24 protein-coding genes and 1 pseudogene are annotated in these 21,702 nt (G+C 36.1%); 8 read left to right on the forward strand and 17 right to left on the reverse strand.

Going from position 1 to position 21,702, the window contains the following annotated elements:
- Positions 1–96: 96 nt before the first annotated feature.
- The gene (locus OR571_RS05855; RefSeq protein WP_282241940.1) at positions 97–192 is read left to right on the forward strand and encodes a putative holin-like toxin; all 96 of its coding nucleotides are present in this window, start codon (positions 97–99) and stop codon (positions 190–192) included.
- 342 nt (positions 193–534) lie between these two features.
- On the opposite strand, the gene OR571_RS05860 is transcribed toward OR571_RS05855, so the two are convergent.
- The 4 genes from OR571_RS05860 to OR571_RS05875 form a co-directional block, all read right to left on the reverse strand.
- Positions 535–1,287, reverse strand: a complete 753-nt coding sequence (locus tag OR571_RS05860; RefSeq protein ID WP_282241941.1) for an aminoglycoside adenylyltransferase domain-containing protein — start codon at positions 1,285–1,287, stop codon at positions 535–537.
- Between the two features lie 15 nt (positions 1,288–1,302).
- Positions 1,303–1,866 (reverse strand): DJ-1/PfpI family protein, encoded by a 564-nt coding sequence (locus OR571_RS05865; protein ID WP_282241942.1) that lies wholly within the window; start codon positions 1,864–1,866, stop codon positions 1,303–1,305.
- 73 nt (positions 1,867–1,939) lie between these two features.
- Positions 1,940–2,398 (reverse strand): GNAT family N-acetyltransferase, encoded by a 459-nt coding sequence (locus tag OR571_RS05870; RefSeq protein ID WP_282241943.1) that lies wholly within the window; start codon positions 2,396–2,398, stop codon positions 1,940–1,942.
- A gap of 74 nt (positions 2,399–2,472) precedes the next feature.
- Complete coding sequence (locus OR571_RS05875) at positions 2,473–2,946, reverse strand: GyrI-like domain-containing protein (protein WP_282241944.1); 474 nt, start codon at positions 2,944–2,946, stop codon at positions 2,473–2,475.
- 155 nt (positions 2,947–3,101) lie between these two features.
- On the opposite strand from OR571_RS05875, the gene OR571_RS05880 reads away from it, so the two are divergent.
- The 5 genes and pseudogenes from OR571_RS05880 to OR571_RS05900 all read left to right on the forward strand — a co-directional run bounded on the left by OR571_RS05880 (position 3,102) and on the right by OR571_RS05900 (position 8,182).
- Complete coding sequence (locus OR571_RS05880) at positions 3,102–3,971, forward strand: DoxX-like family protein (RefSeq protein ID WP_348775024.1); 870 nt, start codon at positions 3,102–3,104, stop codon at positions 3,969–3,971.
- Positions 3,972–4,078: 107 nt separating this feature from the next.
- Complete coding sequence (locus OR571_RS05885) at positions 4,079–4,582, forward strand: DUF4166 domain-containing protein (protein WP_282241945.1); 504 nt, start codon at positions 4,079–4,081, stop codon at positions 4,580–4,582.
- A complete protein-coding gene (locus OR571_RS05890; protein WP_282241946.1) occupies positions 4,572–6,119 on the forward strand; it encodes a YndJ family protein in 1,548 nt (515 codons plus the stop codon). The genes OR571_RS05885 and OR571_RS05890 overlap by 11 nt, the downstream gene beginning before the upstream one ends.
- A gap of 116 nt (positions 6,120–6,235) precedes the next feature.
- Positions 6,236–6,861, forward strand: a pseudogene (locus tag OR571_RS05895) (LysE family transporter).
- An 88-nt stretch (positions 6,862–6,949) separates the two neighbouring features.
- On the forward strand, positions 6,950–8,182 hold the full coding sequence (locus tag OR571_RS05900) for an MFS transporter (protein WP_282241947.1): 1,233 nt from the start codon (positions 6,950–6,952) through the stop codon (positions 8,180–8,182).
- Positions 8,183–8,216: 34 nt separating this feature from the next.
- Here OR571_RS05900 and OR571_RS05905 read toward each other — a convergent pair whose 3' ends face one another.
- From OR571_RS05905 to OR571_RS05925, 5 genes are all read right to left on the reverse strand, one after another.
- Positions 8,217–9,002 (reverse strand): class I SAM-dependent DNA methyltransferase, encoded by a 786-nt coding sequence (locus OR571_RS05905; protein ID WP_282241948.1) that lies wholly within the window; start codon positions 9,000–9,002, stop codon positions 8,217–8,219.
- 28 nt (positions 9,003–9,030) lie between these two features.
- Complete coding sequence (locus tag OR571_RS05910) at positions 9,031–9,876, reverse strand: hypothetical protein (RefSeq protein WP_282241949.1); 846 nt, start codon at positions 9,874–9,876, stop codon at positions 9,031–9,033.
- A gap of 14 nt (positions 9,877–9,890) precedes the next feature.
- Positions 9,891–11,351, reverse strand: a complete 1,461-nt coding sequence (locus tag OR571_RS05915) for an amidase family protein (protein ID WP_282241950.1) — start codon at positions 11,349–11,351, stop codon at positions 9,891–9,893.
- A complete protein-coding gene (locus tag OR571_RS05920; RefSeq protein WP_282241951.1) occupies positions 11,351–11,785 on the reverse strand; it encodes an NUDIX hydrolase in 435 nt (144 codons plus the stop codon). Before OR571_RS05920 ends, OR571_RS05915 begins: the two co-directional genes overlap by 1 nt.
- Before the next feature lie 145 nt (positions 11,786–11,930).
- On the reverse strand, positions 11,931–12,254 hold the full coding sequence (locus OR571_RS05925) for a DUF378 domain-containing protein (RefSeq protein WP_282241952.1): 324 nt from the start codon (positions 12,252–12,254) through the stop codon (positions 11,931–11,933).
- A gap of 162 nt (positions 12,255–12,416) precedes the next feature.
- Here OR571_RS05925 and OR571_RS05930 point away from each other — a divergent pair, with 162 nt between their 5' ends.
- Entirely contained in the window at positions 12,417–12,896 is a 480-nt protein-coding gene (locus tag OR571_RS05930; RefSeq protein WP_282241953.1) for a GyrI-like domain-containing protein, read from the forward strand.
- A gap of 163 nt (positions 12,897–13,059) precedes the next feature.
- Here the strand turns inward: OR571_RS05930 and OR571_RS05935 are convergent, their stop codons facing one another.
- Both OR571_RS05935 and OR571_RS05940 read right to left on the reverse strand, forming a co-directional pair.
- Positions 13,060–13,941 carry a DMT family transporter gene (locus OR571_RS05935; protein WP_282241954.1) on the reverse strand — a complete coding sequence of 294 codons (882 nt, stop codon included), beginning with the start codon at positions 13,939–13,941 and terminating at the stop codon, positions 13,060–13,062.
- A 57-nt stretch (positions 13,942–13,998) separates the two neighbouring features.
- Positions 13,999–14,979: a DMT family transporter gene (locus OR571_RS05940; RefSeq protein WP_282241955.1), complete on the reverse strand. Its 981-nt coding sequence runs from the start codon at positions 14,977–14,979 to the stop codon at positions 13,999–14,001.
- A gap of 144 nt (positions 14,980–15,123) precedes the next feature.
- On the opposite strand from OR571_RS05940, the gene OR571_RS05945 reads away from it, so the two are divergent.
- Positions 15,124–16,011 carry a LysR family transcriptional regulator gene (locus OR571_RS05945; RefSeq protein WP_282241956.1) on the forward strand — a complete coding sequence of 296 codons (888 nt, stop codon included), beginning with the start codon at positions 15,124–15,126 and terminating at the stop codon, positions 16,009–16,011.
- Between the two features lie 176 nt (positions 16,012–16,187).
- On the opposite strand, the gene OR571_RS05950 is transcribed toward OR571_RS05945, so the two are convergent.
- The 6 genes from OR571_RS05950 to garR all read right to left on the reverse strand — a co-directional run bounded on the left by OR571_RS05950 (position 16,188) and on the right by garR (position 21,650).
- Positions 16,188–16,421, reverse strand: a complete 234-nt coding sequence (locus tag OR571_RS05950) for a hypothetical protein (protein WP_282241957.1) — start codon at positions 16,419–16,421, stop codon at positions 16,188–16,190.
- Positions 16,422–16,441: 20 nt separating this feature from the next.
- Positions 16,442–16,762, reverse strand: coding sequence for an ArsR/SmtB family transcription factor (locus OR571_RS05955; protein ID WP_282241958.1), 321 nt, complete (start codon positions 16,760–16,762; stop codon positions 16,442–16,444).
- Positions 16,763–17,071: 309 nt separating this feature from the next.
- Entirely contained in the window at positions 17,072–18,394 is a 1,323-nt protein-coding gene (locus OR571_RS05960; RefSeq protein ID WP_142540725.1) for a gluconate:H+ symporter, read from the reverse strand.
- A gap of 57 nt (positions 18,395–18,451) precedes the next feature.
- The gene (locus OR571_RS05965) at positions 18,452–19,288 is read right to left on the reverse strand and encodes a class II fructose-bisphosphate aldolase (protein ID WP_282241959.1); all 837 of its coding nucleotides are present in this window, start codon (positions 19,286–19,288) and stop codon (positions 18,452–18,454) included.
- Between the two features lie 19 nt (positions 19,289–19,307).
- Positions 19,308–20,753, reverse strand: coding sequence for a four-carbon acid sugar kinase family protein (locus OR571_RS05970; protein ID WP_282241960.1), 1,446 nt, complete (start codon positions 20,751–20,753; stop codon positions 19,308–19,310).
- Between the two features lie 3 nt (positions 20,754–20,756).
- The gene (garR, locus tag OR571_RS05975) at positions 20,757–21,650 is read right to left on the reverse strand and encodes a 2-hydroxy-3-oxopropionate reductase (protein WP_142540722.1); all 894 of its coding nucleotides are present in this window, start codon (positions 21,648–21,650) and stop codon (positions 20,757–20,759) included.
- Positions 21,651–21,702 lie beyond the last annotated feature (52 nt).

Here is a 21,702-nt window from a genome sequence, read left to right on the forward strand (position 1 = left end):
AAAAAATAATAAAATAGGGTTTCATGGGTGGTCAGCATTTCATTCCGAAATACTTTCTGTATATATTTTTCATGGGAAGAGGAAGGAGATGTTGCTATGAATGTTTTCGAAGCGCTTGTAGTAATGATTAGCTTTTCTACATTAATCGTATCTATCATTGCGCTGTCATATACTTTTTCACAAAAAAAGTAAACCACCCAAAACCTAGTCAGTGACGGGATGGTTTACCATGCTTAACTGCTGATCGCCTTTGAAGCGATGCTATTTTATTACTAGGCTGTTCAGTGGTGAGACACCGAACAGTCTTTTTTAATGTATGTCATAATGACCTAATTATACCAATAGAACACTATGATTTCAACTTTACTACTATGGCAATGTAAAGTCTTCTATCCGACGAATTTTCTAAGTTACCGTATATGGAATCTGTTAAAAGCATTCTTCCTTGCTCGCTTTGACCTAAAAGTACTAGATCCTTAGTTAACCTCCCATTCGCTCAAACTTTCCTCCTCAACACCTCTTTCACTTCTCTTTTCAATAATCTCTTAGTTGTATTAAGTGTGCGGACTCAATAGGAAGATTTTGTTCCTCACTAGCATATGCTGCTACAACTTGTTGGATTGTCGAATGGAATTCTTTCGGAAGATGACTAAGCCCCCACATCCCCGCCTCTTCTTTAGAGGAAATTCTATTTTCTTTTACATACCAATAGACTCTAATTAAATTTAACGTACAGTAAATAGGATCTAGTTCTATATTTTTTAAACAATCTTCATAGTCAGTGAGGATGGATGAAAGATAATCGGCTTTTGGAACAGCCGGAAATACTTTGTCAATTGGTCTTCCCCATACACAAATTCCGCAATAATTTGTAATTGTAATATGGGCTGCTAGATCGGCATCTGTCTTTGGCATGTCTTTCAAATATTCCATTTCTTCTTCAAAACTATTTCTCCACTGTTCACTATAATGAAAATCAAATGTCGTAGGATATTCCCATTCCTTCAATTGTGATTCATTTAAAAAGCTGACTTCGACAGGAAATGGATTGTTGGAGCATTTTAAAAACAATTTTGCCAGTCTTCTTGTGGTGTCTATGGATAAAGAGTCTGAAGTTACTACTAAGATATCAATATCACTTTTTTTAGGATTAAATCCTCCCATCGCAAGAGAGCCATGCACATAAAATCCTATTAATTTTTCTGCTACAATTTCCTTTGTTTTATCAAGTAAATGATAAACTAGTTCCCTAACTTCTTTTGAACAAGTTTCCCAATTATAACTCATATTTAAATCCCCTTCTTATATACCTTTACAAAACTTTAAAAGCGAATCATATTGATCTTTGTCTTGAAATAGCTCAAGCATTTGGCCTACCGATACTGCAAACTCAGCAAATGCTGTGCCTTTAGCGGTGATCAACCGAGGACTTACTTCTAAATCTTTTCCAGTATAAATAGACTGTGAAAAAATGTTTTCATTATTTTCAAAGGTACTCTGATTACATGTAAACTCCCGATTCTCTAAGATTCCGGCTTTTCCAAGCAATACTGCAGAAGCGCATATAGAGGCAATAGGAATACCCAAATTAAATGCTTCTACTAGCTTAGCAGTAATACTCTCTTCATTTACAATAGCAGAGACACCATCTCCTCCTGAAATGAGAATTAATGAAAACTCCGACACATTTATATCCGATAAAGCCCCTTCTACTTTAGTCCATAACCCGGCTATACTTTCAACATCTTCTCCATCAACGGATACTGTAGTCACCGTATATTTACCGATTTTTCTCAGCAAAAATAAAGCATGTGCAATTTCAAAATCGGCATATTGAGGATAAGCAAAGAATAAAATCTTTTTCATAAAAAACCACTCCTACAATAATATTTCTAGCTTTATCTCATGTTCCTAAAGCAATAGAAAAGCCAACATTCATTTAAATGTTGACTTGCATTCTTCCAATCGAAAAATAATAAAAGTAAGTGGACTCTTTAATAAATCCAATTTTTTCATATAGCTTTTGCGCATTCACATTATCTGCAGCCGTCTCTAGTAAAATACCTTTTGCTTCTGATTCCTCAGCAAACGCAATTGCCCTTCTTATTAGCTTTTCTGCTACGCCTTTTCTTCGTGCCGTTTCTTTCACATATAAATCATTTAACACCCAGGATCTTTTCATGCTTACAGATGAAAAGGAAGGAAATAATTGTGTAAAGCCAACAGGATTCCCTTCATCGAAGGCTAGGAAAATAACGGATTCGTTTTTTATTAATCTTTCTTCTAAAAACTCTCTTGCGCCTTTAAGATCCGATGCTTGTTTGTAAAATTGTCTGTATAAGTCGAAAAGTTCCACTAGGGAATCAAGATCATTACTCGTTGCTTGATGAATGTTCATATATGATAAACTCCTTATTTCACTATTATTTTGTTCTTTATCAGCATTTCATAACCATTTTCAATAGAAACATTTTAGATAACCGTATCTAATAGTAATACATCTACATTTTTGGGATCTTGCCAACTATAATATATTTCTAAATGCCATTTATCCTTCAGCCTTTTTAACCCCTTTTCTTCTATCCACTTATGTAAAGTTTCATAAGAATTTCTAATCATATTGTTCGAACCTGTATGCCTAATAGCTCCATATTTTTGGGAAGGAACAGTTAAAACGACCATACCTTCTGGGATATTTTCATATTCTTTTACTTCCACACAAACCCAGTAACCGTCCTCTTCATCAGTAGTATTATCAACAACGAACGCCCCTATTTGAAAAGACGGATTAATTACTTGTTTAATTTCATCAATTCGTTGTTGTAATTCCATGGACGCTTTAGGAATTTCATTAATATATTGATCTCCTAGGCATTGCACTCGAAGTCCTACTAATTTCATCTCATCTAATTCTTTGATGGTCTGTTGAAAACGATGTTCCGACATAGTGATCCCCCTTCTTAAAAATACTTTATCTTTTTATCTCTATTTCAATTCTTCACTCCTGCTCAAAACTCCTTTATCTTATGATAAGCTTAGTTTGAGGTGAATCGTATGAAACGAAAACCAATCTATGTAGAAATAGCGCTATTGAGGCAGAAATGGATAAATTATGGGAAGCAACACAGACACCAGAGCAACATGAACAATGGGATCTTCGCTTTTCTTCTATTACCTATTTACCAAAACAAGAGGATGAGCCGCAGCATTTTGAATATAAAACGAATATTGGATTTGGATTAAATATTGCGGGATGGGGAAAAAGTGTTGGTACTTTTCATGCAAAAGACGATTCCCGAACATCTTCCTTGCACTTTGGGACAGACCAAGCAATTTCCATTATTCGTGAAGGAAAAGGGTACTGGAAGTATAAGCCTAAACAAAACTCGATCCAATTTCTGACGCAATATGATTATGAAACGAATTTTGGTGCAATAGGTAGATTTTTCGACCATCTTATTTTCCGTCCTCTCATTGGTTGGGCGACTGCATTAAGCTTTGATGTATTAAAGAGATGGCTTGAAAAAGGGGAAGCCCCAATTTCACAGTATCGGCGATTTTTTAGTTATTGGATGATTACTATCCTGTTCGCCTTTATATGGATATATCAAGGGTTAGTCCCAAAACTAATAATGATGCATCCCGAAGAGATTAGCATGACGAGCAGTTTGTTGTCCACAAGTGGAAGCGAGGCATATAGCCTTGTAGCGACAATTGGCATGGCAGAAATAATCTTTGGATTTATTTGGTTACTTTATCATCATAAAAAAAGATTACTAAAAATACAGTTATACCTTTTTCCGTTGCTTACTTTATCCGCCATTATCGCAGAGCCAGCTAGTATGAGTCATCCATTTAATCCTATAACTTTTAACATCACTTTATTCGTTCTTTCTATTATTGGATTTTTTACCAGCCATGATATTCCGACTGCTACAAGCTGCAAACGAACGAGAAAAGGAGTTAAATGAATGACTATCTATCAAGAAATATTAGGAGAACAGTTTGAAAAACTTCATCCAATGCTCAAAAAAGATACGCGCTTCCCAAAGGAAAACCTTTTAAAGCGACAGGTATCATGAAAAAAATAAGCGGTGGTCCTAAATGGCTGTCCCCCTTCTTTTTACTAGCTACTTGCTGGAAGTTTCTATTTCCAGAGCAAGGAGAGAACATTCCTTTTAAGATTGTTAATACAACAAGAACCGGTCCAAACGGAGAGCAACAAGTCCACTGGGAAAGAACTTTTCAGTTCCCAAAAAAGAAAAGATATTTTAATGCGCTGATGAGTCTAGATTCGGATAAAAGCGTCGTAAAGGATTATTTAGGCGAACCAAGTTTATTTTATTCCGAGTTAGTTTTCTTTGTTTCCGAAAAAGGACATATGCGAATTGAGTCACGAAAGCAACGATTCGTTGTGGGACCTATTGAGATTCCTTTACCTAAAGTGTTTCAAGGTAACGTCCAGGTAACGGAATACTATATAGAAGAAAGAGATATTTTTTCTATACATGTCTTCATAACAAACCCATTAATCGGTGCCTTATTTGAATATGAAGGAGAATTTCAAGCCGATGACTTTTAAGCAAATTGCATTTTTACCTATTATTTTATTTGTAGTAGCGTTACTTTTTTCAGTAGGACCATGGTATTTTTTAATGTTGACCGTCGCCCAGCTTGTATTTGTGCCTGTCACTTTACAATTGATCTTAAAAAAAGAAAAGCAATATTATTATTTTGCCGTACCTGCTTTTCTGTCGATATTTATTTTACAAGTCACACCACAGACTAAACTGGATGTTATATTTGCAGCTATTTATCTACTTTTTACATTTGTAATTGCTTTATATGGATTTAGACGTTTCATAAGAAGAGGCTTTATATACTTAGAGGAATTTGCAATTGACGCTGGGATGATGTATTTATTCATCGGGGGTATGTGGTTCTTTGCCTATATAGCAAAAATTGATACTGGATTTTCGCCTTTACTTACTTGGTTAACAGGCATTCATTTTCATTATTCTTCCTTTTTATTACCCGTTTTTATTGGTTTTCTCGGTCGTTTATATAAGACAATTGGTTACAAAATAGTTTGTACTATTATATTAGTCTCTCCAATTATTGTTGCACTTGGTATTACATTTGCACCTTGGCTGGAAGTTGTTTCAGTACTTCTTTATATTATCGGGATTTACGGTTTGATTGTATTAACTTTGAAAGCGACTTTTCCAAGTTCTCTTCAGAAAATAGGTGTGCTCGTATCATTTGGATCATTAGCAGTTACGATTATTTTTTCTTTGTTGTACGCGGCGAGAGTTACTACTGTAAACATCGATTTTATGTTGCGTTTCCATGGTTTAGTGAACTGTGTTTTATTTGCGCTATGTGGGATTATCAGTTGGGCTAAAGTAACACCTACTTCTAAGGAACAAGGCTGGCACTTTCCTATAAGTAACATAAAAGGAGCACAGAAAATCGGCGAACAAATTTTAATCAAACATAAGGGAAAACAGCAATACAAAGGTCTTGTTGACGATATGAATATATATGTAGAAAAAAATAATCTACCCTCTACCATTATAGACTTTTATGAAAATACATCCGATTACAAACTGTTTTCGGAAGTCCACTGGCATAGTTGGTTTAAGCAATTTGCCGCGGTCTATCGAATGGTTAGTAAAAAAGTACAACAACTTAATCTGCCATTTTCCAATAAACAAATGGAAATGATAGGAGATATAATTGCAATAAAAGACGGACGTGTAAAAACAAGAGCATGGGTACGTAAAATAGAAAAAGATGTGATTTTTGTCGCCCTCTACTCATCACATCAAACTAACAATAAATCTTATATGAATATTGCGTTGCCACTACCCTGGTCATCAATGATCGGCATTCTAGAACTTCAACGTTATGGGGAAAGGCTCCTTTTAACAAGTAGAGGAAGAAATGAATCGGACGCCGGGATTTATTTGGCATTTGGTAAATCTATATTTAAATTACCACTACAGGAGCAGTTTCTAATAGAAGAAATTAAGGAAGGTCAGCTACTTGCCAAACATCAAATGCGGATATTTTCCTTACGTTTTTTAACAATCAATTATACTATTTACTTAAAGTAAGGCTAAAGAAGCTACCAAGAAGATTAGTGTAGGAAAATTTTATTTTCCAGGAAGTTGTACAATTAGTCCGCTGTGAATATGATGCAAAGACATCATTTTAACGGAGGGCTACTTTTATGAGTTCATTATTTACATACTTCTTTTTAGGTGTTTCGTTAGCAGCACCGATTGGCCCTGTGAAAGCAACCTTATTAAACAAAGGGATTAAGGATGGTTTTTTTCATGCATGGTTTTTTGGTCTTGGAGCAATAGCAACCGATATTTTGTACATGCTCATGGTATATTTTGGAGTAGCTCAGTTTATTGATTCTCCTTTTATGAAGACCTTCCTTTGGTCATTTGGTTTTTTCGTTCTAATGTATACAGGAATTGAAAACTTACTCACTTTACACACTATTTCAATGGATGCTAAATACCGTAAAACAGTGCGTCTAAGACAATCTTTTCTATCTGGGCTTTTAATGGCATTCTTGAATCCATTAACTATCCTTTTTGGCTAGGCATATATGGATCCATATTAGTAAGTGGCGGCGGAAAATTAACAGGAATCGAAATTATTTTTTTTAGTGTCACCATATTGCTCGGAATTACGCTCGTAGATTTAATCATGTCTACTATATCGAGTGGTTCACGAAAGGTATTGTCAACTTCCTTTTTAAAAACAGTTTCATTAATTTCTTCTCTGTCTATGATTGGTTTCGGTATATACTTTGGCATCCAAGCTTATCACTCCCTGTTTTAACCATCTTCACCTTAAGTATAATAACAAGACGCCAGGACACCATACCTTTAATGATTGAACACAATCAAAAGATCATTGAGGTGTGCAAATGGAAACAGGAAACAATCAAGGGAATAAAGTTAGTATTTGGTGTATAGTAAGTATGGCCTCAATCCCTCTCGTTATGACACTTGGAAATTCTATGCTTATTCCAGTTCTACCGATATTGGAAAATAAAGTTGGGATTACTTCTTTTCAGTCGAGTATGATTATTACCAGCTATTCTGTTGCTGCCATATTTCTCATACCAGTAGCTGGTTATCTTTCAGATCGTTTTGGTAGAAAGATGGTTATTTTACCGAGTCTAATTCTTGCACTAATCGGAGGTCTCATCGCCGGTTTTGCTTCATGGAAACTGGATAGCCCTTTTACATGGATTATAATCGGTCGAATCTTGCAAGGTGTAGGGGCATCCGGTGCTATGCCTATTGTATTGCCGCTTGTTGGGGATCTATATAAGGATGATGAGGAAAAAACAAGTTCTTGTTTAGGAATTATTGAAACCTCCAATACGTTTGGTAAAGTGTTGAGTCCAATTCTCGGATCTTTATTTGCCGCTTTTTTATGGTTTTTACCGTTCTTTTCTATATCCTTCTTTAGCCTAATCTCCATCATATTAATATTCTTCTTTGTAAAGGTACCAAAAGAAAAAGATGATCCAGTTAAATTAAATGATTTTTTATCTAACTTAAAGAAAACGTTCAAACAGGAAGGTAAATGGTTGTTCACCGTATTTCTGAATGGGCTGTTTGCTATGCTAATATTATTTGGCGTGCTATTTTTTCTGTCTGAAAATCTAGAGAAAACGCATGATATTAAAGGAATAAAAAAGGGTTTTGTTTTAGCCATTCCTCTTTTATTGCTGTGCATAGCTTCATATCTCACGGGTCGAAATCTTAAAGGAAAATTAAAGACGATCAAAAAAATGATGATTGCTTGTTTAATCGGTACATCGGCAAGTGTCCTATTTGTCGGTTATACAAGTAAAAAACTAATCCTTTTGTTAGTTGTAACGAGCATACTAGGAATTTCGATTGGTGCACTACTACCTGCGCTAGATGCCATAATAACCGAAAATATAGAAAAAGAACAAAGAGGTACAGTTTCCTCTTTTTATAGTTCTGCTAGGTTTATCGGGGTTGCCGCCGGTCCTCCTGTGATGTCACTTGTGATGAATAACTATCTTAATGTAAGTTATATTACTGCTGGTGTGCTAGGAGTTATTCTTTTATTCATCGTATTGAGGTTTATAAAAGTGGAGGAAATTGAAACAAAATCATAATGTATAGACGAATTTGGACCGAATAGTCATTAGACTAATCGGTCCTCTTTTCTCCAACTTTTTTACATACATAGATCATTTCATAGCTGCCGTTACTAATAGGATTCCCATTCCAATCTTTTAGTACCTGTATAATAGCAAATCCATTATCAGCTAATAGCCTTTCCATTTCCAGTGGATATGTATATCGCAAGCTTATATTCGTTCTTTTTTCATCCACCATTTTTCCATCGTCGTTTTTATATTTTCTAATCGTCGTATAGTGTTGCATTTGATTTAATGCATCATAATTGCTAATGGTATAAACGTCGACTTCTTTATGACAACTTGGATCGTTATACGTTTTCCAATACTCTTCCGTACTTGGCTGCAGCAACTCTTCTGCACTTGGAAATCTCGTTCCGAAAATAAACAATCCATCTTCTTCTAAATGTTGATGGGTAGAGGACAAAAGTTTATCCTGCAATTCATTTGTATGGAAATGCTGAAGAGAGTTTCCGACCATATAGATTAAAGGACTTTTACAATTTAAATCTAATTGCGTACAGTCTTGTTCTACCCATTTAATATGAACATTTTGTTCTTTTGCCTTTTTTTTCGCTAGTTCAAGCATACCTGCATGTAAATCGACACCTATTAAATCGAAGCCCTTACTAGCTAAAGGAATAGTAATTCTTCCTGTGCCACAAGCTAAGTCAATAATAGGTCCAGCTTTCTTAGAAGCCCACTCCATTAAGAATGGTAATTCCCCTAGATATGCATTATTTTCGATGTCATATGAAACTGGATCATCGTATTCTTCTAGATTGTCTATAAACATTATATTCTCCTTGTCTAAAATGCTTTATTCATAATAATTGAAACAGCCATTGCTTGACTTGTTCTTCAAATCTTTTATCCTTCCATGCCACAATAGCTTCCTTTTCTCCAATTTCCTTCAATTGAGATTGAAAAAACAAATCCCCTAAAAAATAGGCCAATCTACTGTATCCAAACTTTTTTCCACCATTGATGGAAAACCATTCATAAAATAATGCTTCACGAGTTAAGACTTCGTAGTCCTTAGCAAATGCTTTTTTTATGGTTTCTGCATTATCTTTTGCAAAATTTAACCATTCATCCCCATCACCGTTATAAGAAAAGTAGATGGAAGGATGTACATTTGGAGCTGTTTGTCGTGAGAAATGTGTCGCTACTCCTTCTCGGTAAAGCCCAATTAGTAAACTTGTCCAATGGACGGCTGGCCAATCCATTCCAGCGCGATCTGAAATAATATTTTGCGCTGCATGACCAAATTCGTGCGCAACCATTACGCGTAAATGATCAGGCTCCGGCGATAACTTTTCTAAAGCAAACGTAATGTCCGGAATAATCTGGTGATTGGTATAAGCATTTGATCCAAACCCACCAACGATTAAGTTTATATCGACAGGAAAAGTAATTTGGTACAACTTTTCATATTCCTTTGCTATCTCATCAATCACAGGCACTATATTTTCATGCACTTGTTTAATCGCAGCAAAATACTGTGGGTATGTCCTTATCGATTCAGTATGTCTTTCCTCGGTGTCTTTGCAATGCAATGGAAAATAGTGCGCAAAAATAATCGGATATTTCGCATAGTAATCTCTTAGAAAGTCCATAGATGGTTTATAATTACGAAGAAAATGTGGAACTGTATCAATGATTTTCACTTTATTATTCTCCTTTAAACTAGAATGGGACTTTTACGATGCTTAGTGGCTTGCTCAAAAGCATAAGCAAGTTTGATTAGTACTCCTTCGCTAAAAGCTGTACCTGCGAAAGTAACACCAAATGGTCTTCCACCTTTCATATATCCTGCTGGTATCGCGATGGAAGGATATCCCGCTTTCGCGGAAATAGTTGAACCAATGTAAGCTGGAAAAAGAATGGCATCTAAATCATATTTTTTTAATGCATAGTCAATACCTTGTTCTTGAGAAAAATACAAATCCTCTAATTTTGCTTTCAAATACTCCGGATTTCTTAAAGTATTGGAAAACCGTTCTCTATTTTCCAACTTATCTTGTCCATACTTTAACGCCTTTTCTCCTATTGTTTTATTATATTGAATTAATTCACTAATAGAATGAACAGGTAGTTGAGGAGGCAATTTAGAAAGATAATTATCTAAGCTATGCTTCAATTCATATAACGAGACTCCCCAACTCCAGTCTCTGTGGAAAGAAGGGATATCGATATCATTAATAACCGTTGCTCCTTTGTCGCTGAGAATTTGAACAGTATTTTTAAATAACGCTTCATCATACTCATCAGATTCTCCTGAAATAGCATGGAATACACCAATTCTCGCACCATTTAAACCATTGGGGTCTAAATAAATGGAATAATCCTGCTCATCCCTTCCTTCGCTTTTAAAAGTAGCAGGATCTAGTTCGTCTACACCGGTTAACGCTCCTAATAATATAGCTGCATCTGTGACTGTCCTTGCAATCGGGCCTGCCGTATCTTGAGAATATGTAAAAGGGATAATACCAGTACGACTTACTAAGCCGACAGTAGGTTTAATACCAACTACAGAATTTTGAATGGCCGGACTAAGAATAGATGCGTCTGTCTCTGTGCCTATAGATAAAACAGAAAAATTTGCAGCAACCGCTACCGCAGAGCCTGAACTTGATCCTCCAACAAAAAGATTTTCATCCCCATAAGGGTTTCTTACTTGGCCTCCTCTTGCACTATAACCTGCCCACATTTCTGATGACATTGCGTTAGATAACTCTGTCATATTCGCCTTACCTAGAATCACTGCGCCAGCTTTTCGTAGCTTTTCCACAAGGAATGCATCTTTATCGCTAATATTATTTTCTAAAGCTAATGTTCCGGCACTTGTATGCATAGAATCGTTTGTTTCAATATTATCTTTCAGTAAAACCGGAATACCATGTAAAGGTCCTCTTGCTCCTTTTATTGTTCTTTCATAATCCAAAGCTTCCGCGATAAAAATAGCATCTGGATTAATTTCTAAAATGGAATTAATTTTTAATCCGTCTTGGTCATATTTTGCAATCCTAAATAAATAGTACATAACTAATTCTTTTGATGTAATTTCTCCGCTTTCCATACCTTTTTGTATGTCTTGAATGGTTAATTCATCTTTGAAAAATTCATTAAACCTAATTTCCATTAAAACTCTCCTCTAGCCTTAATAGCATCTGCCGCTAAAATACTGTCTTTTAAATAATGCTGGATCTCTACATTTTTTATAATTTCATCCGTCGTCATCCAATGAACTGATTCCACTTCATTTGGACTTTTTGCATATGGTTCCCCTTTTTCAAATTCACATAAAAACACGATATCTACTACTTCTTTTCCATTTTCCAAAACAAAGGAAGTATTACGGACATATTGAATGGGGTCTTTCACTTCAACTCCCACTTCTTCAAACAATTCTCTACGTAAAGTTCTTTCTAAAATAGCCGTAGAATCGCCTTCCCGTTCTACCGTTCCGCCTACTAATGACAATTCCCCTCCAGCATGTGCTTCCTTTGTACTCCTTCTTATTAAAAGCCACTTATCCTCTTTAAATACAGCAGCCTCCACATTTATTAAGAACATTAGCAATCCCCTTTCAGCATCCCATCTATGTAATCTTCGTGATGCATAAGGATATCTCCTTTTATTTTCTATTCAAGTTATCCACTTGAACAAAAAACTGACGACCCTATAATAGGTCGCCAGTTCTTCGTTCATGAATGCGGAATTATTTCTTTTCCTCAGACTTTTTTCTCTCCGAATAATCTCTAATATCCGTTAAGTCTGTTTCCTCTCCAAATTCCGTTCCATAATTTACATTTCTTATGCCGCGAGTATCTCTTTCCACTTCTACATCTCTAGATGGTTCAAATAAAAGTGGTAAGCAGATAAGTCCACTTAATCCGACAAGCGCATAAATAAATCTCGAGATACCTGACGTTTGTCCACCAAATATAGACGCTACTAAGTCATACCTAAAAAACCCGATTAATCCCCAGTTAATTGCACCAATTATAACGAGTAATAAAGCAATTCGATGTATCGCTCTCATTGTGTTTTACACCTCCTTCAACTTCATTGAAACACTTTCTTAGCTTTCGCTAAAAACAAACTTTCATACATCCAAGCATTCCGACTATAATAACTGGAGTATGTCTTCATATTCGCATATAATTTCATTAGAGAAACATGCTATAGGAAAGGAGCAAAATAAATGAAACATCGTATTGTCGAACGACAAGCTTTTCAAGTAATAGGAGTAAATCGAGAATTTCCATACGAAGTAGAAGACGGTGGCATAACAGCATTTCAGAACTTTTGGAATACCATTCATGAAAATGGTACCTTCCATCAACTAGAGCAGTTGAGAAGTGGGGAAACAAAAGGGCTTTTAGGTATTTGGGCAGAAGTAAATAAAGATGAAAATAAAATGGATTATTATGTTGCAGTGGAATATAGCGGTGGCGTGCCAGTAGGATTAAAAAGTATAGACTTTCCTGCTTCTAAATGGGTTGTTTTTGAAGTACAAGGTCCTTTTCCTTCCTCATTAGCCAGTACATGGGAACGAATCTATTCGGAATGGTTTCCTTCCACAGGATATGTGCCAAACGAAGTAAAACCGTTTGAAGTATACATAGAAACGGATCCGAAAAATTTAAATGCCTATAATGAAATTTGGGTGGCAATCAAATAAGCTTCACTCATCTATTCATTAATTTATCCTTCTAGAACAAGAGTATGCTTTAAAAGGTGAAGTAAGAGTCATTAGCATTTCAATATAATGATTAATTGCTTTGAATGAATTGAACTATAATAAGCGTTTCCACAATTTGTAGAAACGCTTTTTTATCCAAAAACTATACAAGTGATTTCATTTTATCCTTTTTCAAAAAACCAAACTTAGTTTCAGATAAAATAATCGCAAAAAGAATTAGAACAGCTCCGACAATCATTTTAAATGTCATTACTTCACTTAAAATGATAACCGAAAATGCCATTCCCCAAAAAGATTCTGTCGAAAGTATAATAGCCGCTTTTGTTTCGGTTATGTACTTTTGCGCAACAGTCTGCATTAAATAAGCAATTGTTGTGGAAAACACACCAAGATAAAGAAGGTTCAACAATCCTTCCGTCTCCATAGAAAATGCACTTTCTCCTCTAAAAGCAACAACTATCCAACCAATAGCAGCCGCCACCACCATTTGAATAATCGTTATAACAACGGGGTCCTCTTTTTTCACAAACTTTGCTGTATAAAATATATGGAAGGCAAAACCTACTGCACAGCCAAGGGTAAGCAAATCTCCAACATTAATCTCTGAAGAAAGTTTGAGCGATAGTACTGCCACTCCAATTACTGCTAATACTGCTCCCCCCATTTCATACATATCCATTTTTCTTTTATAGAGGAAAAATCCTATAAAAGGGACGATGACCACATTTACTGCCGTTAAAAATGCATTTTTAGAAGGCGTTGTATATTGTAAGCCGACAGTTTGAAGAGCGAAAGCTAAGTATAAGAAAATGCCTAAAATAGTTCCACTAATAAGCGTACTTTTCTTCATTTTCGCCAACTTTTTATAAAAGACAATGCTTAAAATAATAGCTCCGATTAAAAATCTTCCAGCCAATATCTGATAGGGTGAATAATATTCAAGCGAAACGGCACTAGCTACGAACCCACTTCCCCATATAACGGCTGTTGCTACTAGTAATATTTCACCGATATACCTTTGCACATAAACCACCAACCTTTTATCAATAGTCCTAGTATATCGCATAAAAGCGCCTAGCTTCTATAAAATTTCTTTCATAGAAGCAGACGCTTTAACTTTGGTTGTGGAAGCAGGTGTACTGTTCTGCTGTTTCTTTCGAAGAAACATATTATTCGCGATTAAAGAGAATATTATAAACGTAATTCCGATCAATTCCACATAATTTACTTGATTTCCTTGAATAAGTGAAATCACAAGCGTTGTAACGGGAACAAAGTTGATAAATAACAGCCCATTTAATGGAGTAAGAATGCTAACACCGACATTCCAACCAAGCAATGCAATGAGACCCGGAAAAATAATCATAAATAATAAATGCGGACTCACAATCGTAATTGTTTCCATATTAGGTACACTTACATAACCTGTGAAGGTAAGGATTAGCACTATAAAGCCTGCTGTAATTGTTCCAAGCAAACAGCTTAAAGTTGAATATCGTAACGCAGACCATCCCCGGAACTCACTACCACCCATTGTATAAACTACCCATCCAATAACCGCAATTAGTATAAGGATGGAAGGAATAAAATTGTCTGTAGCGGTTAAAAACGCTCCAAAGTTACCTTTTGTAATAACTAGAGAGGCACCGATAAATGCGATTAATACACATACTAATGTGAATGTATAAGGTCTGCGTCTATAAAGCATCCAGAAAATAACTATAGATATCATAGGCATTAATGATTCCATAATCGATGCAACCATAACTCCTGGCTCTCCTAATAAATCCTCTCCCCAGAAAATAAGTAAGTTATAAACGGTGAAAGCCATCGTTCCAAAAAACCATAGAGATAGTCCCTTTCCCTCTAATTGAAACGCCTGTTTACCCTCTTTCCAAAATAGTAATAGCACTAAAATGACCGTTACCGAGCCATAACGGATAATAGTAAAATAAAATGGATCTATATATTGAAAAGCAGCATGTGCAACGGGAAACATTGCTCCCCACGACACGCTTGCAACAAGACATAATATTGCACCTAAAAGGACATTCCCTTTCACAACACATCACTCTCCTTTATTTGCTTGCCTAATCTATTAAACAACAATATTAGACATCATGTAAAACGAATATTAATGATGTTTGATATCATTTTTAGTGATATCATAATAAGTAGCATAAAAGTGAGAAAGGAAGGAAGCTAAATGGAGTTTAAAGACTTAGAAATTTTTCAAATGGTTGCACAAAAAGGAACAATAACGGAAGCAGCAAAAGCATTAAGCTATGTGCAATCGAATATTACATCCAGAATACATAAGCTGGAAACAGAACTAAATACGCCACTTTTCAATCGTCATAACAGAGGAATGAGCTTAACCCCAGAAGGTAAAAAACTATTAGTATATTGCGAGAAAATATTAACCCTAACGACTGAAATGAGAAAAGTAGTACAAAGCGGAGAAGATCCTTCTGGTAAGTTAGAAATTGGATCAGTAGAAACAGTTATTAACTTACCAACTATATTATCTGCTTACACGAGGAAGTATAAAAACGTGGATCTTTCCCTTCTAACAGGTGTAACAGAACAATTGCAACAGGATGTGTTGAATCATCGTTTGGACGGAGCCTTTGTAACAGAAACAGATGTGCACCCAGATCTTGTATCTCATGATGTTTTTCAAGAAGAGCTTGTGTTAATTTCAGATATGAAAGCAACTTCGTTAGAACAATTAATCGAGGAGCCTTTCCTTTGTTTTAGCAAAGGGTGTGGATATCGTGCAAGACTAGAAGCATGGTACAAAGATCAAAATATTCCCCCTCAAAAGGTAATGGAATTTGGGACGTTAGAAACCATTTTAAGTAGTGTTGCAGTAGGCCTTGGAGTCACGTACGTCCCTAGATCCGTTGTGGCTCATTTAGAAAAACGAGGACTTATCCAATGTCATATCCTTCCTGATAAATATAGTAAGATCAAAACAATCTTCATCAGACGTTCCAATGCCTATCTAACATCCACAATTGAAAAGTTTATCGAAACGATCGAACATACCAAGCATGAGACGACAGAGCCATTATCTTTCATTGTTAACTAAATTAATGGCGAGCAATTAGTTCTCTTATACCAGTAGCTTTGCGATAACGGTCTTTTAAGTGCAATAAAAGCTGCTAAAAAAAGCGTTATCTTTTACAAAATTTCATCTGTAAAGATAACGCTTTTTAAGCTTCCCAGTATTAGACATAACTTTTAAAATAAAAGGAGCAGATTTAGTTACTCAACATCTTTAAGCATTTTCTCAATCGTACTTAATCTTTCTTCAATACCATTTAATTTGGACTGTAGCAGATTGGTATTCTCTTTTTCTAAGGCAAGTCTTTCGTCCGCTCGTCTTTCAAAACGTTTAACAACGCTCACTATGAATACTATAATAGCTACAAAAATTCCTATAAAAATTATTAAAGGAAGTAACGAGAGAAATAAGCCGAATATAGTGAATCCATCCATATTTTCCACCTCAAGATTGCTTATTTTTTTCTTTTTATCGATAAAGACTTAGATAAATCATGTATTAGTTGTTCATTTAAGACAAAATGAATGTCATTTAGCTGATAGAATTTCGCTGCTTGGCCAGTTTCTAAAATTTCCATATCACTTGAAACAAGATTCGCCTCCTCTAATTTTTGTAGGTGCAGATACAATAAAGGCCTGCTAATGCCAAGCTCACGAGCAAGATGGCTAACGTATTGTCGCCCCTCAGATAAAACCGCAATAATTTTTAAACGCTGTGGATTGGACAAAGCCTCTAAAACAAGAAGTAATTCATCACCATTATTAAAATATATCATATGTAAGTATTTTATTACACATATAATAAAACTTCAATAGTTCCAGTGTAAGACACAGCTTTTAACACGGGCAGCATTCCTACGTAAAACAAAGCTGTTGCAATCGAAAATTAAGAGATTGTCCAGGTTTTGAGATTTATTTTCCAACTTTTGATAGAGATTGTCCAACTATCTTTAAAGCTTGTCCAGTTTTCGTGCATTATCGTCCAACTATTAGATATGATTGTCCAACGCGTCAAACAGGTTGTTTTCCAACAGCAAAAAAGCGCATTTTTCTAAAATCCAATAGTAGAAAAATACGCTTTTTAGTTAAGAAATAATCATATTAAGGATTAACACACCAGCTAGTCCTACTAACGAAAGAATCGTTACCATAACAGACCATGTTTTAATCGTTTTCCCGATAGAAAGATTGAAGTATTCCTTGTAAATCCAGAATCCTGCGTCATTCACATGGGAGAATGTAATACTTCCGGCACCAGCTGCTAACACCATTAGTTCTGGGCTTATGCCAGTAATTCCTACTAAAGGAGCTGCAATACCCGCAGCCGTCATTCCTGCTACCGTAGCAGATCCAACAGCTACTCGTAAGATAGCGGCAATCAACCAAGTTAGCAGTAATGGAGAAAGTGTTGAGCTAGCCATAATGTCTGCAATATATTGATCAATATGACTATCGATTAATACTTGTTTAAATGCACCACCGGCAGCGATGATTAAGAGAATCATTGCAATGCCACTAACCGCATCTGTAACCGATTGCATAACTTCTTTCATTTTTTTACCGCGATTCAGACCAAATGTAAAGAATGCAAAAATTACGGATAATAATAGGGCAACATTGGCATTACCAATAAAATCAAAGAACGGCATAACAGCTGAATCTGGTGCTGCGATGACAACAATTACATGAGATGCTATTAAAATAACAGGCATCAATGCTGTAATAAGACTTGTAGCAAATCCAGGCATTTCATCTTCCGTAAATTCTTTCGGATTAAAAAGTCCTTTTGGAATTTCAACTTCTAAAGATTCCTTCTTGAAAAACTTCGTAAATAATGGTCCACCAATAATAATCGCTGGAATCGCAATAATGACTCCATATACTAATGTTCTTCCAATGTCTGCATCGAACACACTAGCAATAGCAGTTGGTCCTGGATGCGGAGGAACAAAACCATGCATCGTTATAAGTGCTGCGATTACCGGCATACCAATATATAAAACTGGCACTCCAGCGGCAGTAGCAATCGTAAATACTAAAGGAATTAATACAACAACTCCTGTTTCAAAAAACAATGCAATCCCTACGACAGATGCGGTCAAAACAGCTGCTAATTGCACTCTCTTTTTCCCAAACGCATGAATAAGTGTCGTAGCAATACGCTGAGCCCCACCTGAGTCAGTCATTAACTTACCAAGAATTGCCCCAAAGATAATAATCATCGTCAGGCTTCCAAGTGTTCCACCTAAACCGCCCTGGACAGATGTCATTGCTTCCAGTGGTGTCATACCTTCTAATATACCTACAACAAGCGAAACTAAAATAAGCGAGATGAAAGCGTTTAACTTAAATACAATCATTAATAGAAGTAGAAGTGCAACCCCTATACAAACAGATACTATTGGCATTCGAATTCCCCATTTCGATTTAGAAGCTTGTCCCCATGTAAGACACAGGGACAATTCTTATTTATTTGCAAATAAGCGTACAAATTTGGTCATGACAGATTCCATTGTTTGTTGCATTTCTTCCATAACTGTTGAAAGATGTGGCATTTGTTTCTGCTCAAAAGCATTTTGCAGATAAGTAACAGCAGCCATTGATACTTCCGTATTCACATTGACTTTGCATATTCCAAGTTGAACAGCTTGTTTCACAATTTCATCCGGAGTCCCTGATCCACCATGAAGCACAAGTGGTACATCAACAGCTTGCGCTATTCTTCCTAATAGCGGCAAATCAATTTTCGGCTCCCCTTTATACATACCATGAACCGTTCCGATAGCAGCAGCTAAAAAGTCCACTCCTGTTTCTGCAACAAAATCTTTTGCAGACTGTGGATCCGTTAATGTGCCATCTCCTTCTTCCTCATCAGAAAAATCGCCTTTTGCTAAAGATCCAATTTCAGCTTCTACCGATACGCCAGCCATATGAGCGATTTCCACAATTTCTTTTGTACGACGAATATTTTCTTCTATTTCATAAGCTGACCCGTCAAACATAACCGATGTAAACCCAGCACGAATGGCACGAATGATTGACTCTTTTTCATACGCATGGTCTAGGTGCAGTGCAATAGGAACTGGAGACTTTTCTGCGACGGCTTTCACCAGTCCGGCAAAACCTTCTACATCAACGCTTGGAAAGTAACGCTCACCTAATGCAATAATTACTGGTTGGTTTTCCCGTTCTGCCACACGAATAGCTGCCTGAACTGTTTCTAGACTGTATACATTAAATGCAGCGACTGCATATTTACCGGCTTGTGCATTTTTTAACATTTCTTTTGTATTAACTAGCATGTAAGTTTCCCCCTGATCATTACTTATTTAAGATTTCTACTGTATCTTTTAAAGTTGTAACTGCACCAACATTACCTGGGAAAATAATGTATGCAATGCCAGGAAACTTACTTTCTTCTCCGGTAAACCATACAGGAATACCTGGTTGAATTTGACCCGCTACCGTTGCACGTTTTACTTCTAATCCTTTTGTACCGATATCACTAGATGTGATACCGCCTTTTGCGACAATATAATTTGGACGCACAGTCAGTCGTTGAACAATGCTTGTAACCGCATCGGAAATTTTAACGGATAGTTTTAATTCTTCTTCTTTTTTACCTTCACCTAGATCTAGTCTTTCACGATTCGTGTAAACAGTAACTGTTTTACCTTCACGAATGAAGTTTTCAGTAGTTGAAATCACTCGATCTATTTCTTCTTGGAATTTTTCAGGCTGCAATACAAGATGCGTATTAAATTCAATGAACTCAATGAAATTACTTGTTTTCAATACTTCAAGCTGTTCCGTCGTTTTTTTCACATGCGATCCAACTAGGATTAATCCACCATGATTCGTTTCTTCTTGGATTAATTCTTCCCTTGTTAACTGTGCTTTATCGCTTACTCCGCCAATTATTTTTGTTAGCGCAGCTGCACTTCGGAACATAAATTGTTTCCCTAATTTGATCGCTTTAACTAGTGCTATTACAAAGATTTCTACATCAACGTAGTCTACTGCATTGACTACAACTTTATTGAAATCCTTTACTTGCATTAATTGATTTGTAATTCCTTCAATATCAAGTGAACGTAAGCTTTCAAGTGAAATATATGTAGCATTTTCCGCTGTGAATTTGCCAGCTGATTTTTCTTCTACATATTCACCTAAATGTGATTTTGTATAGCCGAATGTTCTGTCTTTCGCAAATTCAGTCTCTCCAGCAGGCACTAAAAACTCCCCATATTGTACGTAGTGGATATTATCTACTGTGAATCGGCCGCCTTCTTTGAAAAACGGGATAATTACCTCGCCGTCATATTGAATGTCCGAAGTTGCTTCAATTGTCTCTCTTAACACTTCTGTTTCCAGTGGATAATGACCTCTCAAAGTAGAATCTCCGCGACTAATAACGATAAATTCTTTATTTTGTTTTTTGGCTACTTCTGCAATATTCTTAGCAATATCCGTATGCGCTTTTTTTGTTTCTGCAGCAGTAAACCCGCGAGAATTAGTTAATATAAAAAACATAGAATTCTCTTCTTGGAAACCTTTTTCCATACTTTCTACTGACCAGTCTGTGTAAACAGAGATTCCATGAACCGTTTGTACACCTGTTGGGTCGTCATCTAGTACAATAATTTTTTTATTTAAATCGGCTAGTTCATTCACAACCATGTCTTTTACGGTTTGTGTATCTACTGCTTGGATATTTCCTAAGACTTCCTCAGCTAATCTCTTTTCTGTACTATCTATTGTTGTCATGGTTTAAACTCTCCCAACTTCAACATTTGCAAGTTTTTCAAAGTATTGCACAATACCACCGTGATCGTCTGCTGCTTTCCCGTCTACTTTTAATGCGTGGAAAATTTCTAACAGTTGGCTAGACAAAGGCATCGGTACGCCCAGACTATGAGCTGTATCCATCACGTTTGTTATGTCTTTCATGTTAATATCAATTCTTCCGCCAGCTACGAAATTACGATCTAAGATAAGTGGAGCTTTCGCATCAAGTACTGCACTTCCTGCAAGTCCACCACGAATCGCTTGATACATTTTCTCTACATCAATACCTGCTTTTGCAGCTAATACGAGTGCTTCAGACATCGCAGCGATGTTTAGGTTTACAATTACTTGGTTTGCTAATTTCGCAGTAGTTCCGCTTCCATTGCCACCAACTAAAGTCACTTCTGCACCCATCGCATAAAGAACGTCTTTAACTTGCTCAAATACTTCTTCTTTACCACCGACCATAATAGCAAGCGTACCATCTTTTGCTTTTGGTTCTCCTCCACTAACAGGAGCATCTAACATTTCAACACCTTGTTTTTCAGCAATCGCAGCAATTTCTTTAGAAACAACTGGTGTTATAGAACTCATATCAATAATTACTGCACCTTTTTTTGCTCCACTTAGAACGCCGTTGTCCCCAAGTACAACTTGTTGTACGTGATGAGAAGCAGGAAGCATTGTAATAATTACGTCACTGTTTTCTCCGATTATTTTGGCTGAATCTCCAGCGGTTGCACCTGCATCTATTAAAGTTTGAACTGCCTCTTTGTTTAAGTCGTTCACGATAACTTCGTACCCTTTAGCCAACAAGTTCAATGCCATAGGTTTCCCCATGATTCCCAAACCGATAAAACCAATTTTTTTAGACATAATTATTCCTCCTATATATGTTAGTGTTCCTAATTTGAATGTGTACCATACG

It is taken from the genome of Psychrobacillus sp. NEAU-3TGS (assembly GCF_029955155.1).
Classification (GTDB): Bacteria; Bacillota; Bacilli; order Bacillales_A; family Planococcaceae; genus Psychrobacillus.

What these genes read in the sequence shown, in the direction of transcription:
- OR571_RS05855 (WP_282241940.1), top strand. Translation starts at nt 97, where the DNA reads ATGAATGTTTTCGAAGCGCTTGTAGTAATGATTAGCTTTTCTACATTA.
- OR571_RS05860 (WP_282241941.1), bottom strand. Translation starts at nt 1,287, where the DNA reads ATGAGTTATAATTGGGAAACTTGTTCAAAAGAAGTTAGGGAACTAGTT.
- OR571_RS05865 (WP_282241942.1), bottom strand. Translation starts at nt 1,866, where the DNA reads ATGAAAAAGATTTTATTCTTTGCTTATCCTCAATATGCCGATTTTGAA.
- OR571_RS05870 (WP_282241943.1), bottom strand. Translation starts at nt 2,398, where the DNA reads ATGAACATTCATCAAGCAACGAGTAATGATCTTGATTCCCTAGTGGAA.
- OR571_RS05875 (WP_282241944.1), bottom strand. Translation starts at nt 2,946, where the DNA reads ATGTCGGAACATCGTTTTCAACAGACCATCAAAGAATTAGATGAGATG.
- OR571_RS05880 (WP_348775024.1), top strand. Translation starts at nt 3,102, where the DNA reads ATGGATAAATTATGGGAAGCAACACAGACACCAGAGCAACATGAACAA.
- OR571_RS05885 (WP_282241945.1), top strand. Translation starts at nt 4,079, where the DNA reads ATGAAAAAAATAAGCGGTGGTCCTAAATGGCTGTCCCCCTTCTTTTTA.
- OR571_RS05890 (WP_282241946.1), top strand. Translation starts at nt 4,572, where the DNA reads ATGACTTTTAAGCAAATTGCATTTTTACCTATTATTTTATTTGTAGTA.
- OR571_RS05900 (WP_282241947.1), top strand. Translation starts at nt 6,950, where the DNA reads ATGGAAACAGGAAACAATCAAGGGAATAAAGTTAGTATTTGGTGTATA.
- OR571_RS05905 (WP_282241948.1), bottom strand. Translation starts at nt 9,002, where the DNA reads ATGTTTATAGACAATCTAGAAGAATACGATGATCCAGTTTCATATGAC.
- OR571_RS05915 (WP_282241950.1), bottom strand. Translation starts at nt 11,351, where the DNA reads ATGGAAATTAGGTTTAATGAATTTTTCAAAGATGAATTAACCATTCAA.
- OR571_RS05920 (WP_282241951.1), bottom strand. Translation starts at nt 11,785, where the DNA reads ATGTTCTTAATAAATGTGGAGGCTGCTGTATTTAAAGAGGATAAGTGG.
- OR571_RS05925 (WP_282241952.1), bottom strand. Translation starts at nt 12,254, where the DNA reads ATGAGAGCGATACATCGAATTGCTTTATTACTCGTTATAATTGGTGCA.
- OR571_RS05930 (WP_282241953.1), top strand. Translation starts at nt 12,417, where the DNA reads ATGAAACATCGTATTGTCGAACGACAAGCTTTTCAAGTAATAGGAGTA.
- OR571_RS05945 (WP_282241956.1), top strand. Translation starts at nt 15,124, where the DNA reads ATGGAGTTTAAAGACTTAGAAATTTTTCAAATGGTTGCACAAAAAGGA.
- OR571_RS05950 (WP_282241957.1), bottom strand. Translation starts at nt 16,421, where the DNA reads ATGGATGGATTCACTATATTCGGCTTATTTCTCTCGTTACTTCCTTTA.
- OR571_RS05955 (WP_282241958.1), bottom strand. Translation starts at nt 16,762, where the DNA reads ATGATATATTTTAATAATGGTGATGAATTACTTCTTGTTTTAGAGGCT.
- OR571_RS05960 (WP_142540725.1), bottom strand. Translation starts at nt 18,394, where the DNA reads ATGCCAATAGTATCTGTTTGTATAGGGGTTGCACTTCTACTTCTATTA.
- OR571_RS05965 (WP_282241959.1), bottom strand. Translation starts at nt 19,288, where the DNA reads ATGCTAGTTAATACAAAAGAAATGTTAAAAAATGCACAAGCCGGTAAA.
- OR571_RS05970 (WP_282241960.1), bottom strand. Translation starts at nt 20,753, where the DNA reads ATGACAACAATAGATAGTACAGAAAAGAGATTAGCTGAGGAAGTCTTA.
- garR (WP_142540722.1), bottom strand. Translation starts at nt 21,650, where the DNA reads ATGTCTAAAAAAATTGGTTTTATCGGTTTGGGAATCATGGGGAAACCT.